Here is a 16449-nt window from a genome sequence, read left to right as displayed (position 1 = left end):
TAGCATACCCGGGGTATGTGAAATGGAGAGGGTGATCATGGCGATGGCGGCGAACCGGGCCGAGCAACGGGCGGCGACACGGCGGGCACTGCTCACGGAGGGGCGGCGGCGCTTCGCCGCCGACGGCTTCCACGATGTGGTCCTGGCCGAGGTCGCCGAGGCGGTGGGGGTGACCAAGGGAGCCGCGTACCACCATTTCGCCAGTAAGGCGGGGCTGTTCCGGGCGGTGGTCGCGGAGGTTCAGGGGGAGTTGGGCGAGACGGTGGCGGCGGCGGCCGACGCCCATACCGATCCGTGGGAGCAACTGCGGGCGGGCTGCCGGGCCTTTCTGGCGGCGGGCACCGATCCGGCCGTGCGCCGGATTCTGCTGCTGGACGCGCCGACGGTGCTGGGGTGGGACGAGTGGCGGGCCATGGACGACGCCTCGTCGGCCCGGCATCTGACGGACGCGCTGCGATCCCTGGTGATCGCCGGGGTCGTCCCGGAACAGCCGGTGGAACCGCTGGCCCGGCTGCTGTCCGGCGCGATGAACGAGGCCGCTGTCTGGCTGGCCAGGTCAGGGGACCCCGGCGCGCTCGCCGCCACCGAGCGGGCTCTGGACCGGCTGCTGGCCGGGGTGCGTCACTGACGACCGTCCGCTCACCGGACGATCATGTCCGCCCTCTCCCCTGATCGCCGGGCAGCGGGCACACTCGGGCCCATGTCCGCATCCCCCGGGCCCCTGTCGCCCGTCCCGCCCGTACCGGCCGCGCAGACGTCCTCCCCCACCGCCCCGGAGCGGTGGATCCCGACCCACGGCGATCCCTACCGGCCGGTCCCCTACCGGCCCGAGCGGATCCCCGCCGACGAGTCGCTCGCCCGAGCGGCCCGGCTGCGGCTCCGGATGGACGAACGGCGTACGGTACGGCAGTTCGCACCCGATCCGGTTCCTCTGGACGTGGTCCGGGACGCCGTCGCCTGTGCGGCGACCGCGCCGTCCGGGGCGCATCAGCAGCCGTGGACGTTCGTCCTGGTCCGGGATCCGGAGACCCGTCGGCGGATCCGGGAGGCCGCCGAGGAGGAGGAACGCGTCTCCTACCAGGGCCGGCTGGGCGAGGAGTGGCTGGCGGCGCTGCGCCCGCTGGGCACCGACGAGGTCAAGACGCATCTGACCGACGCGCCCGCCCTGATCGTGGTCTTCCAGCAGCGTTACTGGCTGGGTGACGACGGCACCAAGCGGAAGCACTACTACGTCGACGAGTCCGTCGGGATCGCGGTGGGCATGCTGCTGACCGCCCTTCATCTCTCGGGCCTGGCGGCGCTGGTGCACACTCCGAGCCCGATGCGCTTTCTGGGCGAGGCCCTGAGGCGTCCGGCCAATGAGAAGGCGTTCGCGGTGATCCCGGTGGGATATCCGGCGGCCGACTGCCAGGTGCCCGATCTGATCCGCAAGTCACTCGATCAGGTGATGGTCGAGATCTAATTGACCACTCGCGAGGACATGCACATGTCACCGCGAGTAGAGTGCGGCGCGACCAACCGGCCGGTGCGCCCCGCCGGAGAGGCGGGGCACGTCCCGTGACGAGGAGCGCCCGTGTCTCGTAGATCCGCCATCTCCTGGCTGCCGTCCGCCCTGCTGGCCGTCGCGACCGTCGCGGCGCTGATCGCCGTACCACGGTCCCAGCCGGTCGGCGAGCCAGTCGGCGCCACGGCCCATGCGGACCATTCGGTGGGAGCCGCACGGGTCGAGCGGATCCGTACGGCACCGGGTCCGGGCCAGCCGCCGCCGGGCGGGAAGGCCCGGCCCGACGCCCGTGACGTCGTGCTCGCCGTACACGGCGGGGCGGGTGCGGCGCTCGACCGGGAGACCACGACCCCGGCCCGGGAGAAGGCGTACCGAGACGGTCTGGCGACGGCGCTGCGGGCCGGGCAGGACGTACTCGACGAGGGCGGGTCGAGTGTGGCCGCGGTGGCGGCGGCGGTACGGAAGCTGGAGGACGACCCCTTGTTCAACGCGGGCAAGGGCGCCGTGTTCAACGCGGACGCCGGGCACGAGCTGGACGCTTCCGTGATGCGTGGCTCCGATCTCGCGGCGGGCGCGGTCGCCGGGGTGCGCGGACTGCGCAACCCGGTGGACGGGGCGCGGCTGGTGATGGAGAAGTCCAAGCACGTCCTGCTCTCGGGCGAGGGCGCCGACGACTTCGGCGCCCGGCACGGGCTGGCCACCGTCACCCAGGACTACTACTGGACCCAGGCCCGGTGGGACGCCCTGATCCGGGCCAAGGAGGCGGAACGGGGGTCGAAGACGGCGGCCCGCTCCCCTGAGGCGGCGGCCGACGAGCAGTCCCGTGGGACGGTCGGCGCGGTCGCGGTCGACCGCGAGGGCGATGTCGCCGCGGCCACGTCGACCGGCGGGATGACCAACAAGCTGCCGGGCCGGATCGGGGACTCCCCGCTGATCGGCGCCGGTACCTACGCCAAGAACGCGACCGCGGCGGTGAGCGCGACCGGTGCGGGCGAGTACTTCATCCGGGGCGCGGCGACGTCGACGGTCTCCGCCCTGATGGAGTTCAAGGGGCTGGGTGTGGCGGCGGCGGCGTACGAGGTGGTGGTGGAGCGGCTGCCGCGGCTGGGCGGTACGGGCGGGGTGATCGCCCTGACCCGCGACGGGGTCTTCGACGCCCCGCACAGCAGCCCCGGCATGCTGCACGGCTATCTCACGGAGGACGGCGACGTGGTGACGAAGATCTTCCCGGACGAGTCGCCCGCGAACACCTGACGGGGCCGGGGCGGCACGGGGCGTCGCCGGTGGCAGAAACACGACATCGCCGTCGGGGGTGACGGTGGTGTCGCGGAGCTGCCGGAACGGGACCGGCCGGACCGCTGGACTGAGGGGCGTCAGCCCATCACCGTCAGGACGGGGTCCATGTCCGCACACACCGCACCTTCGTCGTCCCTGCCCGCCCGCCTCTCCCCCGCCGGGCCCGCGGGCCGTCCGCCACGGCACGGCGGCCGGCCCGCCGTCGTCGCCGTCGCACTCGGGATCTTCGCCGTCGTCACCACCGAGATCCTGCCCATCGGTCTGCTGACCGCCATCGGCGGCGACTTCGCCGTCTCCGACGGCACGGCCGGGCTGACGATGACGCTGCCGGGGCTGCTGGCCGCCGTGGCGGCTCCGCTGGTGACGGTGGCGACGGGCCGTCACGACCGGCGGCGGATGCTGGTGTTCTTCCTCTCGCTGCTGGTGATCGCCAACGCGCTGGCCGCCACGGCGACCGGATACGGGGCGGTCCTGGTCTCGCGGGTCCTGGTGGGGGTGGTGATCGGCGGCTTCTGGTCGGTCGGCGCGGGGCTCGCCTCCCGGCTGGTCCCGGAGGCGTCGGCCGGGCGGGCGACCGCGGTGATCTTCTCGGCGGTGCCGCTGGGGTCGGTGCTCGGGGTGCCGCTGGGCACCCTGATCGGTGACGCGTACGGCTGGCGTACCGCCTTCGGCGCGATGGCCGTATGCACTCTCGGGGCGCTGATCCTGCTGGTGGTGACGGTGCCTCCGCTGCCCGCCGGCGAGCCCACCCGGGGGGCGGTGCTGCGGGAGGCCCTGCGCCGCCCGGGCACGAGGGCCGCCCTGCTGTTCACCGTGCTGATCGTGCTCGGGCACTTCGGCGCCTACACCTATGTCACCCCGTTCCTGGAGGAGGTCGCCGGGGCCGGGCCGTTGGCGGTGACGCTCTGTCTGCTCGGTTTCGGCGCGGCGGGCATCGTGGGGTCGTTCGCGGGCGGCGCCCTGGTGGACCGGGCGCCGCGGAGGGCTTTCGCCGGGGCGGGTGCCCTGCTGGCCGCCGCCGTACTCGCCCTGCCGGTGCTCGGCGGTGTGCCGGGGGCGGCTCCGGTGCTGCTCGTGGTGTGGGGTGTCGCGTACGGGGCCGTGCCCGTCTGCTCCCAGCGGTGGTTCACCCGGGCCGTACCGGACGCGCCGGAGGCGGCGTCCGTGCTGTTCACGGCATCGTTTCAGGCGACGATCTCCCTCGGCGCTCTCCTGGGCGGGGCCGCGGCCGACGGTCACTCGCCGTCGGCGGCCCTGGTACTCGGCGGAACGACGGCCGTTCTGATGGTGCTCGCCGTCGCCGCGTACGGTCGCGGGCCCGCGAGCGGGTGAATCGGCACGTCGGGCGGAGGGTACCGGCCGGTGCCGGGCCGGGGCGCGGGTGCCCGGATCCGGCCCGGTTCGGCTCCGCGGGGCCCGTCGCCGTACGGAATGGACTTCGCACCCTCCGGTGTCAGGGCTGTTCGGCCCCCCGGGACCCGGACGTTCGGCCCGTGCGGGCCCGGGCGCGCGGGCCGAGACTGGAGGAGGGGAATACGGCCAGTGCGGTGCACGAGGAAGAACGGAAGTGCTGTGATGAACGGTCCGGTCGTGGTCGGTGTGGACGGCTCGAAGTCGGCGCTCGGCGCGGTGGAGGTCGCGGCGCGGGCGGCGCGGCAGCGGGGTGTCGGGCTCCATGTGGTGCACGCCTTCATCTGGCCCGCGATGCGGGTACCCCTCGGCCCCTCGCCCAGCGGACCCCGGGACGGCGGACTGCGCAACGCGGCCGAGCGGCTGCTCTCCGAGGCCGTGGACCATGCCCGGGAGACCGAGCCGGGGATCGAGGTCACCCGGGATCTGGTGACCGGCGAGCCGCTGACCGTGCTGGAGGCGCAGTCGCGGGACGCGTCCCTGGTCGTGGTGGGCAGCCGGGGCATGGGCGGGTTCATCGGTCTGCTGGTCGGGTCGACGGCGGTACATCTGGCCGCGCACGGCCGGTGTCCGGTGCTGGTGGTACGGGGCGACACACAGGCGACCGGGCCGGTCGTGGTCGCGGTCGACGGCTCGCCGGAGTCCGACGCGGCCGTCGGTTTCGCCTTCGCCGAGGCGTCGGCGCGCGGGGCCGAACTGGTGGCCGTGCACGCGTGGAACACCTGGACCGAACGGGGTGACGACGACCCCGGATACCCGCAGAACCTGGTCGACGGCATCGACCGGATGCGGGCGGCGGAGGAGCGGCTGCTGGCGGAGGCGCTCGCCGGGCACCAGGACCGTCATCCGGATGTCACCGTGCACCGGCGGCTGGTGGAGAACCGGATCCGGCAGGCGCTGATCGAGGCGACGGAGCAGGCGCAACTGCTGGTGATGGGGGCCCGGGGCCGCGGCGGCTTCACCGGGCTGCTGCTGGGATCGGTCAGCCAGGCGCTGCTGCATCACGCGCACTGCCCGGTCGCGGTGGTCCGCGGCGACCAGCCGTGACCCTCGGCTGACCGGCGGGCCGGAAGCCCGTCGCCCCTCTCGGGGCGGCGGGCTCCCTCCGTCGCCGGGGCGGTGGGGACAGTGGTGCGTCGGTGGGGACGTGCAGGGCGGGTCGGGCGGGGTCCGCGCGGGGCGTGCCCCGGCGTACGGGGTCGTACGGCCGTTGGTGCCGGACTCCCCGGGCCGGGGACACTCCGGGCCAACCGGTCGACTCGGTCCGGGGCCCGTACCTACGATGCGTTCGGTTGGTCCGTTTCCTTTGTCCCACCACCGGCCGGCCGCGACCGTCCGGTGTCCTCCGGGGGGTTTCGCATGTCCCAGCAGCGCCATGAGCACGTCCACGGTCCGGCCGACGGTGATTCCGGCCGACGGGGGGTCACCGCGGTCCGGTCGGACTTCTGTGCCGTACCGCCGAGTCCGCGGCTGCGGGAGGCGTACGCGACCCGGGCCGCCGACGGCTCCGGGCCCCGTCTGACACCGGCACCGCCGGGTCGGGCGTGGTCCGGGTTCGACGACGGGACCATCAGGCCCGCGGAGTCGTATCCCCCCGACACGCCCCGGTTCACGGTGATGTCGGCCGCCGCCGACCGGGCCCCGCTGCGCGGACCGGTCCGGGTGGCCGTCGTCCTCGCCGACTTCGACGACCGGCCCATGGAGGCCGGGCGACAGCATTTCGAGGATCTGTTCTTCTCGCTCGGTGTCCTGCCCAGGGGCAGTGTCCGGGAGTACTTCCGCGAGGTCACCAACGGTCTGGTCGATATCGTCGGGGAGGTCGTGGGGCCGCTGCGGCTGCCGCGGACCCTGGCCTGGTACGCCAACAGCAACTCGGGGGTGGGCAACCCCGAGGGCGAGCCGCGGGCCCGGACGATGGCCGAGGACACGGCCCGGGCCGCCGATCCGCTGATCGACTTCACGCCGTACGACAACGACGGCAACGGTTTCGTCGACGCGTTCATCGTGGTGCACGCGGGTACCGGCGGCGAGACCAGCGGGGACGGCGGGGACCTGTGGTCGCACAAGTGGCTGCTGCCGTCCGCGTACGACGCCGACGGGACGCGGATCTACGCCTATCTGACGATCCCGGAGGACGCCCGGATCGGGGTGGCCGCCCATGAGCTGGGGCATCTCGTCTTCGGCTTCCCCGATCTGTACGACACCGACGGCTCGTCCGAGGGCGTCGGGGACTGGTGTCTGATGGCGGGCGGTGCCTGGGGCGGCGACGGCGATATGCCCGTCCATCCGTCGGCCTGGTGCAAAGTGCGGCAGGGCTGGGCGTCGGAGACGGTGGTCACCGCCGACGGGACGGTCTCCTTCGAGGAGATGAAGACGTCCGGTACGGCGCACCGGCTGTGGACCGGCGGGGCCGTCGGGAGCGAGTACTTCCTGGTGGAGAACCGGCAGCGGACCGGTTACGACGAGTCGCTGCCGGCGGGCGGGCTGCTGGTGTGGCATGTCGACGAGAGCCGTCAGGACAACGCCGACGAGAGCCGGTACAAGGTCAGGCTCGTCCAGGCGGACGCGCTGGGCGATCTGGAGGGCGCCAGGAACCGGGGTGACGCGGGTGACCCGTTCCCCGGGAGCGAGAACAACACGGCGCTCACGGCGGAGAGCAAGCCGGGGTCGCAGACGTACGCGGGCGGGGACAGCGGGGTGTCGCTCACCGGGATCTCGGCCTCCGGGCCGGTGATGACGGCGACCGTGTCGGTGACGGCTCCCGGCACACCAGTCTCACCCGACGCACTCGCCGCTCCTGTGACGCCCGGGGTGGGCGCTCCCCCGGCCGGGCCCGTTGTGCCCGCCGCCTCTCCGGCCCCTCCGGAGGAGTCGGTGTCCGGCGCCGTGGGGACCGCGGCGGTGCCGGGCGCCTGAGTCCCCGCTCCGCGCGGGCATCCCCTCGAGTGCGCCGACGGCTTCCGGGGGCGCACGACGCGGGTCGTACGCCCCCGGGGCGGCGGATCAGGGCGGGGTCCCGGGCGGTTCGGCCCGGGTGCCGAGAATGCGCAACGCCTCGTCGAAGGCGGTGCGCTGATCCGCCGTCATCCGGCCGAGGAAGGCCACCAGGGTGTCGGCGCGGCGGCCGCCGTGCGACCACGCCTCGTCCATGAGGGCGGCGGCGTAGTCGGCCCGGGTGGCGACGGCCGTATAGCGGTAGGCGCGGCCGTCGAGTTCCCGGCGGAGCAGGCCCTTGCGGTGGACCTTGTCCATCACGGTCATGACGGTCGTATAGGCGATGGTCCGCTCACGGCGGAGTTCGACCATGACCTCCCGGACGGTGACGGGCCGGTCGAGGCGCCACACCCGGGTCATCACGGCGTCTTCAAGTTCTCCCAGTTGTCCCTTCACGGAAACCACACTAAAGAGCAGACGCGGCCACCCCGGCCGGTTTTCCGATTATCACCGCTTTCCGCCCGTCCGCGTGACCCGCCGGGACGCCGGTCCCCCGGCGGGCCCGGGTCATCCGCCGAACAGCCTGCGCCACCAGGAGGCGCGCGGGGCGGGCGCGCCCGGCGCCGCCGCGGGGACGGGCGGGGCGGCGGGCGCGGCCTCGGGCAGGGGCTGCGCGACGGGGGTGGTGGGGATGTCGAGCGGGGGCTGCCCGGTCTCCCGGGGGCTGGCCCGGGGGAACCGTACGGGCAGCCGGTCGAGCCGGGCGGACATCCAGGTGGCGGTCATCGTCAGCTCGGCGTCGGAGACGGCGAGTTCGATCTCGGGCATCCGGCCGAGCAGGGCGTCGATACCGGTATCGGCGATGGCCCGGCCGATATCGATACCGGGGCACTCATGGGGTCCGCTGCCGAAAGCGAGATGGGAGCGGTTGCCGTGCATGGGCGCCTTGAGGTCGGGCCGGATCTCCGGGTCGACATTGCCCGCGGCGATCCCGAGCATCACCATGTCCCCGGCACGGATCTCCTGTCCGCCGAGGACCGTGTCGCCGAGGGCCCAGCGGGTGGGGATCACCGCGAGCGGCGGCTGGTCCCACAGCACCTGGTCGAGGGCGTCCGGCAGGGTCATCTGGCCACCCGACAGATTGCCCCGGAAGCGGGGGTCGGTGAGCACCATCCGCAGGGTGTTGGCCACCAGGTTGGAGGTGGTGACGTTGCTGACGGTGAGGGCGTGCCTGACGTGTTCGGCGACCTCGTCGTCGGTCAGGGCGCCGTCGTGGTCGATGAGCCAGCTGATCAGGTCCTTGTCGGGGCTCTCCCGCTTGAGCGCGACCATCTCCCGCATGGTGGTCATCACGTACTCGTTGCTGCGGACGGCGGTCTCGCTGCCGGAGACCATGTCGCGTACGGCGTCGCCGAGGGGGATGCCGTATTCCTCGGGGATGCCGCAGAGCCGGGCCATCACCAGGATGGGCAGGCGGTCGGCGAACTCGGCGACCAGGTCGGCCTCGCCGCGGGTGATGAACGCGTCGATCAACTGGTGGGTGAGGCGGACGATATGGCGGCGGACTCCGTGGCGGTTGAACCGGCCGAGTGCGGTGGTGATGGCGCCGCGCAGCCGGGCGTGTTCCTCGCCGTCGACGAAGGCGAGCAGCGGCTGCCAGGCGGTGACGGGCAGCAGCGGGGAGTCGGCGGAGAGCCGCCCCTCCTTCATGGCGCTCCAGTTGCGGGAGTCGGCGGTGAAGAGGGAGGGGGTCCGCATCACCTCCAGGTTCTCCCGGTGGCCGAGTACCAGCCAGGCGGAGACGTCGCCGGGGAGCAGGACCGGGGCGACGGCGCCGTGTTCGCGGCGGAGCCGTTCGTACAGCTCGTGGGGGGAGCCCTCGGCCTCGCGTCCGTACACCCGGCGGACGGGGGTGCCCTCCAGTCCGTGTGCGGGACACCCCTGGGGTGGCACGGTCGCGGTCCTGGTGAGGGGCTGCTCTGTGTGCGGGTTGCTCATGGTGCCTCCGGGTGACGACGGGGGGTACCCGGGCGCGGCGGGTCCGGGTACGGGGTCGGGGGGTGGGTGGCGCGTCCCGGGGCCCCTCGGCAAGGGAAGTGGCCCGCGCGCGGCAGCCCGCAGCATAGTGCGGCGCCGGGGGCGGGGGCGGTGGATCCGGTGAATCGTCCGCGATCTCCCCCGTGGTGGTTTCGGGGTGGTGCGTGCGTTCGGGACAAATATGGTCGAGCAAGGAGAGCGAGGGCACATCCGATCGAAGTACCACGGGTCGCCATCACTCCTCGAACTCCCGTACGGAGTGGGGTGATGGTGTTCCCGTCGATGCCGCGGAACCGCTCGCACGAGCGGGCTCCCGGTGATGTGATCTCCTCGGCACCCCGGTGGGGCGGTACCTCGGCCGGCGGGTGCGCGGATGGTCATGGAGGGTTCATCGCTGTCGGGCTCTTCTCGAGTTTCCTCGGGTGTCTTCGAGTTCGTGGATCGGTTGGGGGTTCGTGGTGGCAGAGGTTTCACGGTCGGCCGGGACGAGGTCGGTGCCGCGCGCGCCCGGGGCGCTTCCGCTGGTGGGGCACGCCCTGCGGCTCTGGCGCGATCCGCTCGGTCTGCTGAACTCACTGGGCCGGTACGGCGATCTGGTCCGGCTGGACGTGGGCACGCTCCCGGTCTACGTCGCGACCTCGTCGGAGCTGGTCTACGAGATCCTGACGGCGAAGGGGCGAAGCTTCGAGAAGGGACGGTTCTTCGAACGGCTGCGGCCGCTGGCGGGGAACGGGCTGGCGACCGCGGACGGCGAGTACCACCGCAGGCACCGCAGGCTGATGCAGCCGATGTTCTCCCGGCAGCACATCGAGGAGTACTCGGGGACGATGAGCCGCAAGGCGGCCGAGCTGGTGGAGTCGTGGCGGCCCGGCCAGCGGATCGAAGTCGAACGGGTGATGAGCACCTATGCGGTGGAGACGCTGGCTTCGACCATGTTCTCGACGGAGTTCGGCCGGCCCGCGGTGGCGGCGGTACGGGACAACCTGCCGGTCCTCCTCAACCATCTGCTGGTACGGGCGGCCTCGCCGCGGCTGCTGGACCGGATCCCGATCCGCCCCAACCGTGACTTCGACGCGGCCGCGGCCCGGCTGCGCGCGGTGATCGACGAGACGATCCTCGGCGCCCGCGACGGCGCCGCTCCGGAGCGGGGCGATCTGCTGTCGCTGCTGCTGGCGGCCCGGGACGCGGAGGACGACGGGCGGCTGGACGACACGGAGATCAGGGACGAGCTGAGTACGATCCTCTTCGCCGGGGTGGAGACGACGACGGCGGCCCTGTCGTGGACGCTGGCCGAACTCGGCCGCCACCCGGAGGCCGAGGCGGCGGTCGCCGCCGAGGTGCGGTCGGTGGTCGGCGACGGGCCGGTGACGATCGGGGACGTACCGCGGCTGCCCGCGTTGCGCCGGGCGCTGGACGAGGCGATCCGGCTGCACAGCGTCACGCTGCTGATGCGGCGCAGTACCGAGCCGGTGGAACTGGCCGGACACCGGCTGCCCGCGGGGGCGGAGGTCGCGTTCAGTCTGTACGCGATCCACCGGGACGGGCGGGTGTACGAGAATCCGGAGGCGTACGATCCCGACCGCTGGCTGCCGGAGCGTCAGCGGGCGGCCGGGCTGGGGCGGGAGGCGTACATCCCGTTCGGGGCGGGCAGCCGGAAGTGCATCGGGGACCTCTACACCTATACGGAGGCGACGATCGCGCTGGCGACGATCCTGGCGCGGTGGCGGCTGGTCCCGGCGGACGGCGCCGGGCCCCGCGAGGTGGCGTCCACGATCCCCCGGGCCGAGGGGGCGACGATGGTGGTCACACCCCGGGGGTGAGGGACGCGCCGGTCGGAGCCGTACGAATGGGCCGCCGCCCGTGCCCTCTCATCACGGCGTCCGGGAACTGGGCACCGTCAGCGGGGCCCGGGCGCGGCCGGTGCGGACGGGCCGGGCGGATCGTCGTGGAAGGTGCCGCCGGAGCCGGCGGGTGCCGCGTTGAGCACCTGGAGCCCGGCGAGTACGGCGAGGGCGAAGACGGTGACGATCAGGAGGGTGAGCACCAGACGCCGGCGGCGCTCGCGCCGCCGCCAGGTCCCGCGGGCGGCGCGGTACGCGTCGGGAGCGGCGTGCACCCCGCCCGCGAGGGCCTCCATCGCCTCGCGGAGCCGGTCCTCGGTGTCGTGGGTGTCCGGGCGGTTCGCTGGCCCGGTGGGACGGCTGTTCATCGGCGGTTCTCCATGACCTGCGTCAGTGCGGCGATCCCGCGCGCGGTGTGGGTCTTGACCGAACCCGGTGAGATGCCCATGGCCTCGGCTATCTCCCCCTCCTTGAGTCCCATCCAGTGCCGCAGGACCAGCGCCTCGCGCTGGCGGGGCGGCAGTCGCCGCAGGGCGTGGATCAGTGCCCGCTGGTCGTCGTGGAGGAGGGCGGTGTGTTCGGCCGAGGCGACGGCGGCGGGCTCCGTGCCGCTGTCGGTTCTACGGGTGTGGCGGCGGACGACCTGGAGATGGCGGATCCGCATCCGGGTCAGATTGCAGACGACGGAGCGCAGATACGACTCGGCCCTCTCGGCGCTGCGCAGCCGGCGCCAGCGGCGGTACAGCTCGTAGTACGCCTCGGCGACGATGTTCTCCGGATCGTCGGCGCCCAGCAGGGTGGCGAGCCTCAGCATCGAGGTGTAGTGGAGCTCGAACAGCCGGGCGAGGGCTGCCTCGCGTTCCGTATCGCCGTCGTCGGCGACGGCCGGGTCGCCGCCGGTCACCACGGGGGGCTGGGCGGGGGCCGTCAGGGTGCGCGCGGCGCGCGGGGTCCGTCTCACGGGGTGCTCCGTCCCGGGTCCGGTCGGGGTGCGGGCGCCGGGCCGGGGGCCGGGGCGCGGCGTCCGGGCAGGGCGGAGGCCGCGGCGGTGACGGCGGCGTTGAGGACGAGGGCGGCGAGTCCCGCGTACACCTCGGGCGGGGCGCCGCCCGTACCGGGGAGGGCGACGGGGAGGGGAACCACGGACGAGAAGCCCTCCCGCACGACGGCGAGGGTGCCGAACGCCATACCCGCCGCCCAGCCCGCGAGCAGGGGACCCGGCCTGGGCCGCCGGGCGCAGAGGCCGAGGACGACGGCGGGGAGTATCTGGAGGATCCAGACGCCGCCGAGCAGTTGGAGGTTGACGGCGGCCTGGTCCCGGAGGCCGAAGACGAAGGCGACGGCGCCCGCCTTGGCGGTGAGGGAGACCGTGCGGGCGATCCGTACCTGGTGCTTCGGGGTGGCGGTGGGCTGGATCCGGGCCACATACACATTGCGGACGAAGAGGGTGGCCGCGGCGACCGACATCACCGCGGCGGGGACCAGGGCCCCGACGGTGATGGCGCCGAGGACGAGTCCGGCGAGCGGGGCGGGCATCAGCCGTTCCACCAGCAGGGGAACGGCTGATTCGGCGGCGCCGGGCGGGGTGCGGACCCCGGCGGCGACGGCGGCGATCCCGAGCAGGCCGAAGACGGCGAGGACGGCGGTCCAGGCGGGCAGGGCGATGGTGGCCCGGCGCAGGGCGCGGGGGCCCGAGGCGGCGAAGCCGACGGTGAGGACGTGGGGGTACATCAGCAGGGCGAGGGCGGAGCCGAGGGCGAGGGTGGCGAAGGCGGGCTGCTGGCCCGCCGTCAGCAGCAGGGCCGTGTCGGGGTCGTGGCCGTGGGCGGCGCGTTCGGCGGCGGCGGAGGCGAAGACCCCGCCGGGGCCGCCGAACCGGTCGAGGACCAGCCAGACCAGGGCGATCACGGAGGCGAGTACGGCGGCTCCCTTGAAGCCGGAGATCACGGCGGGGGCGCGGAGGCCGTGCCGGTAGGTGGCGACGGCGAGTCCGGCGAAGAGGGCGACCATCAGCAGATCGGCGGCGGCCGAGGCGGCCGGGGTCAGTCCTCCGGCGTCCAGGACGGCGCGGATGCCGAGGAGTTGGAGGGCCAGATAGGGCATGGTGGCGAGGATGCCGGTGAGGGCGACGGCGAGTTCGAGCGCCGGGGAGCCGTAGCGGGCCCTGACCAGGTCGGCGACGGTGACACTGCCGTGTTCCCGGGCCGCCGCCCAGAGCCGGGGCAGCAGGACGAAGGCCAGCGGGCAGACGATGACGGTATAGGGGACGGCGAAGAAGGCCAGCGCGCCGTTGCCGTAGGCGAGACCGGGGACCGCGGTGAAGGTGTACGCGGTGAAGATCGTGCCGCCGAGCAGCAGCCAGGTCCAGCCGGGGCCGAGGCCCCGGTCGGCGAGGGCCCAGCCGTCGAGAGAGGGCAGGGTGTCGGCGGCGCGCAGCCTCGGGGCGGCCGCGGCCAGCAGGGACGCGGCGCCGACGACGGCGGCGAAGGCCGCGGCGACGGCGGTCGCGCTCATCGTCCACCCCCCTGGCCCGGGTCCGGCGCCACCGGTCCCGTCCGAGTACTCGTCCCCGCGGCCGGGGAAAATCCCCCGGCCCTCCCTGTCAACCGAACCGCGGTGACCGGCAACTCTTGCACAGACCGGCCGGAACACCGAGCCCGCCGGCGGACAAGTGCGGAGGAACCATGGCAGGAGAGGTACGGCGGGCCGGGGGTCCGCCGTCCCGGACGCGGCGCCTCCTGGCCTCGGCGGTCCTGCTGGCGCCGGTGGTCGCGCTGCTGTGGGTGCCGTCGTACGCCACCGGGCGGCCCTCGCTCGCGGGGGTCCCGTTCTTCTACTGGTACCAGCTCGCGTGGGTGCCCGGCTGTTCCCTGGGGTTGCTGGCGGCGCATCTGCTGACTCGGCCGCGCCGTTCACCGCTGTGAGCCGTCGCCCCCCGGAGGAATCCGTCCCCTTCAGTCCCCTTTGCCCCCTGTCCCGTTATTTATTTTTTTAGTTGCCTTTGTCGTCGTAGCCGTCTCACGTCATGTCAAGGAGCCCGTGTGTCCCGCTCCCCCGTTTCGCCGCTCCGGGCGAATCCGAAATCGATCCTGATCTGGACCTCGGTCGCCGTCGTCGGCGCCCTGTGCTGGGGTGTTCTGGCGCTCTCGCGCGGTGAGGAGATCTCGGCCGTCTGGCTGGTGGCCGCCGCGCTGGGTTCGTACGCCATCGCCTACCGCTTCTACTCGCGTTTCGTCGTCGACCGGGTGCTGAAGCCGGACGACACCCGGGCGACGCCCGCCGAGCGGCTGGAGGACGGTGTCGACTACCAGCCCACCGACCGGCGGGTGCTGCTCGGTCACCACTTCGCCGCGATCGCGGGCGCCGGGCCGCTGGTGGGTCCGGTGCTGGCGGTGCAGATGGGCTATCTGCCGGGGACGATCTGGATCGTCTTCGGCGTCATCTTCGCCGGTGCCGTCCAGGACATGGTGGTGCTCTTCCTCTCGATGCGGCGGGACGGCAAGAGCCTCGGGCAGATGGCCCGGGAGGAGATCGGCAAGGTCGGCGGCACGGCCGCGCTGATCGCCGTCTTCGCCATCATGATCATTCTGCTGGCGGTGCTGGCACTGGTCGTGGTGAACGCGCTGGCGCATTCGCCCTGGGGCACCTTCTCGGTGGCGATGACCATTCCGATCGCCCTGTTCATGGGGTTCTATCTGCACATCCTGCGGCCCGGCCGGGTGCTGGAGACCAGTCTGATCGGGGTCGCGCTGCTGCTGCTGGCGATCGTGGGCGGCGGCTGGATCCAGGAGTCGTCGCTGGCCGACACCTTCACCCTGAGCCCGAAGACGCTGGTGTTCTGTCTGGTGGTGTACGGATTCGTGGCCTCCGTGCTCCCGGTGTGGATGCTGCTGGCGCCCCGGGACTACCTCTCGACCTTTATGAAGATCGGCACCATCGCCCTGCTGGCGCTCGGGGTGGTCTTCGCGGCGCCCTCACTCCAGGCGGACGCCGTGAGCAAGTTCGCCTCGACCGGTGACGGTCCGGTCTTCGCGGGCTCCCTCTTCCCGTTCCTCTTCATCACTATCGCCTGCGGAGCCCTCTCCGGCTTCCACGCCCTCGTCTCGTCGGGCACCACGCCGAAGCTGATCGCCAAGGAGTCCCAGGTCCGGGCGATCGGTTACGGCGCCATGCTGATGGAGTCGTTCGTGGCCGTGATGGCGCTGATCGCCGCGGCGGTGCTCGACCCGGGGCTCTACTACGCGATGAACGCGCCCGCCGGGATGCTGGGCGATTCGGTGGAGTCGGCCTCGGCGGCGGTGGCGAATCTGGGGTTCACCATCTCGCCCGCCGATCTCACGGCGGCCGCCGAGGCCGTGGAGGAGTCCACCCTGGTCGCCAGGACCGGTGGCGCGCCGACGCTCGCGGTCGGGATGGCGCAGATCTTCTCCGATGTCATCGGCGGCGAGGGCATGAAGGCGTTCTGGTACCACTTCGCCATCATGTTCGAGGCGTTGTTCATTCTGACCACGGTCGACGCGGGTACCCGGGTGGGCCGTTTCATGCTCCAGGACATGCTGGGCAATGTGTGGAAGCCGATGGGCCGGGTCAACTGGAAGCCCGGGATCTGGCTGGCGAGCGCGCTGGTGGTCGGCGGCTGGGGGTACTTCCTCTATGCCGGGGCGACGGATCCGCTGGGCGGGATCAACCAGCTCTTCCCGTTGTTCGGGATCGCGAACCAGCTTCTGGCGGCGGTGGCGCTGACCGTGGCGACGACCCTGCTGATCAAGTCGGGCCGGTTCCGGTGGGCCTGGGTGACGGGGGTGCCGCTGGCGTTCACCGTCGCGGTCACCTTCACCGCGAGCTGGCAGAAGGTCTTCTCGCCCGATCCCCGGGTGGGCTTCTTCGCCCAGCGGGACAAGTTCGCCGACGCCGCCGACGCGGGGAAGGTCCTGGCTCCGGCGAAGAGCGCCGACGACATGGACACCATCGTGCTCAACTCCACCGTGGACGGGGTGCTGATCATCCTGTTCGTCCTGCTGGTGACGGTGGTGGTCGTCAACGCGGCGGTGATCTGCGTCCGTACCCTCCGCGCGCCGGAGCTGCCGCCGACCACCGAGTCCCCGTACGTCGCCTCCCGGCTCGACGCGCCGGCCGGGGCCGGGGCCGAGAAGGCGGTGGTCCGGGAATGAGCGCCCCGGCGGTCACCACGCCCGGCGGCCGGCTGCGGGGCTGGCTGCGGACCGCGCGCTGGTATCTGCGGGAGGTCAGCGGCGATTCGGCCTACGAGAAGTACCGCGCCCATCACCGCAGGACCCGGCCGGACGTGCCGGTGCCGTCGCGGCGGGAGTTCCAGCGGCAGCGGGCCCGGCGGCTGGAGGAGGCCCCGCAGTCCCGCTGCTGCTGACCGGCCGCGTCCGTACGCGACCGAACGCGCCGCCGCCCGTG

The 16449-nt window shown here is 73.0% G+C and carries 15 protein-coding genes; 10 read left to right on the top strand and 5 right to left on the bottom strand.

Annotated features, from left to right (window positions below; all coding sequences use genetic code 11):
* Positions 1–22: 22 nt before the first annotated feature.
* The 6 genes from ABZ714_RS24650 (at position 23) to ABZ714_RS24625 (ending at position 7126) form a co-directional block, all read left to right on the top strand.
* A complete protein-coding gene (locus tag ABZ714_RS24650) occupies positions 23–628 on the top strand; it encodes a TetR/AcrR family transcriptional regulator (protein ID WP_358827494.1) in 606 nt (201 codons plus the stop codon).
* Positions 629–700: 72 nt separating this feature from the next.
* Positions 701–1462 carry a nitroreductase family protein gene (locus ABZ714_RS24645; RefSeq protein WP_358827493.1) on the top strand — a complete coding sequence of 254 codons (762 nt, stop codon included), beginning with the start codon at positions 701–703 and terminating at the stop codon, positions 1460–1462.
* Positions 1463–1573: 111 nt separating this feature from the next.
* A complete protein-coding gene (locus ABZ714_RS24640) occupies positions 1574–2758 on the top strand; it encodes an isoaspartyl peptidase/L-asparaginase (protein WP_358827492.1) in 1185 nt (394 codons plus the stop codon).
* A gap of 147 nt (positions 2759–2905) precedes the next feature.
* The gene (locus ABZ714_RS24635; protein WP_358827491.1) at positions 2906–4132 is read left to right on the top strand and encodes an MFS transporter; all 1227 of its coding nucleotides are present in this window, start codon (positions 2906–2908) and stop codon (positions 4130–4132) included.
* Between the two features lie 243 nt (positions 4133–4375).
* Entirely contained in the window at positions 4376–5257 is an 882-nt protein-coding gene (locus ABZ714_RS24630) for a universal stress protein (RefSeq protein ID WP_358827490.1), read from the top strand.
* Positions 5258–5569: 312 nt separating this feature from the next.
* Positions 5570–7126 (top strand): M6 family metalloprotease domain-containing protein, encoded by a 1557-nt coding sequence (locus ABZ714_RS24625; RefSeq protein WP_358827489.1) that lies wholly within the window; start codon positions 5570–5572, stop codon positions 7124–7126.
* Positions 7127–7213: 87 nt separating this feature from the next.
* Here ABZ714_RS24625 and ABZ714_RS24620 read toward each other — a convergent pair whose 3' ends face one another.
* Together ABZ714_RS24620 and ABZ714_RS24615 are read right to left on the bottom strand one after the other, a co-directional pair.
* Complete coding sequence (locus ABZ714_RS24620) at positions 7214–7600, bottom strand: BlaI/MecI/CopY family transcriptional regulator (protein WP_358827488.1); 387 nt, start codon at positions 7598–7600, stop codon at positions 7214–7216.
* A 111-nt stretch (positions 7601–7711) separates the two neighbouring features.
* Entirely contained in the window at positions 7712–9142 is a 1431-nt protein-coding gene (locus ABZ714_RS24615; protein ID WP_358827487.1) for a cytochrome P450, read from the bottom strand.
* A gap of 533 nt (positions 9143–9675) precedes the next feature.
* On the opposite strand from ABZ714_RS24615, the gene ABZ714_RS24610 reads away from it, so the two are divergent.
* The gene (locus ABZ714_RS24610; RefSeq protein ID WP_358827486.1) at positions 9676–11001 is read left to right on the top strand and encodes a cytochrome P450; all 1326 of its coding nucleotides are present in this window, start codon (positions 9676–9678) and stop codon (positions 10999–11001) included.
* Between the two features lie 77 nt (positions 11002–11078).
* Here the strand turns inward: ABZ714_RS24610 and ABZ714_RS24605 are convergent, their stop codons facing one another.
* Genes ABZ714_RS24605 through ABZ714_RS24595 form a run of 3 tightly spaced genes read right to left on the bottom strand, consistent with a single transcriptional unit; the run spans position 11079 to position 13536 of the window.
* A complete protein-coding gene (locus ABZ714_RS24605; RefSeq protein WP_358827485.1) occupies positions 11079–11390 on the bottom strand; it encodes a hypothetical protein in 312 nt (103 codons plus the stop codon).
* Positions 11387–11929, bottom strand: a complete 543-nt coding sequence (locus tag ABZ714_RS24600; RefSeq protein WP_358827526.1) for a sigma-70 family RNA polymerase sigma factor — start codon at positions 11927–11929, stop codon at positions 11387–11389. The genes ABZ714_RS24605 and ABZ714_RS24600 overlap by 4 nt, the downstream gene beginning before the upstream one ends.
* A gap of 50 nt (positions 11930–11979) precedes the next feature.
* Complete coding sequence (locus ABZ714_RS24595; protein ID WP_358827484.1) at positions 11980–13536, bottom strand: sodium:solute symporter; 1557 nt, start codon at positions 13534–13536, stop codon at positions 11980–11982.
* 170 nt (positions 13537–13706) lie between these two features.
* On the opposite strand from ABZ714_RS24595, the gene ABZ714_RS24590 reads away from it, so the two are divergent.
* The 3 genes from ABZ714_RS24590 to ABZ714_RS24580 all read left to right on the top strand — a co-directional run bounded on the left by ABZ714_RS24590 (position 13707) and on the right by ABZ714_RS24580 (position 16408).
* Positions 13707–13946, top strand: a complete 240-nt coding sequence (locus tag ABZ714_RS24590) for a DUF3311 domain-containing protein (RefSeq protein ID WP_358827483.1) — start codon at positions 13707–13709, stop codon at positions 13944–13946.
* Between the two features lie 117 nt (positions 13947–14063).
* The gene (locus ABZ714_RS24585; protein ID WP_358827482.1) at positions 14064–16193 is read left to right on the top strand and encodes a carbon starvation CstA family protein; all 2130 of its coding nucleotides are present in this window, start codon (positions 14064–14066) and stop codon (positions 16191–16193) included.
* On the top strand, positions 16190–16408 hold the full coding sequence (locus tag ABZ714_RS24580) for a YbdD/YjiX family protein (protein ID WP_358827481.1): 219 nt from the start codon (positions 16190–16192) through the stop codon (positions 16406–16408). Before ABZ714_RS24585 ends, ABZ714_RS24580 begins: the two co-directional genes overlap by 4 nt.
* Positions 16409–16449 lie beyond the last annotated feature (41 nt).

It is taken from the genome of Streptomyces sp. NPDC006798 (genome assembly GCF_040635975.1).
In the GTDB taxonomy this organism is placed as follows: Bacteria; Actinomycetota; Actinomycetes; order Streptomycetales; family Streptomycetaceae; genus Streptomyces.
Note: the sequence above shows the minus strand (reverse complement) of the source record. Positions and strands in the feature narration are given on the sequence as shown.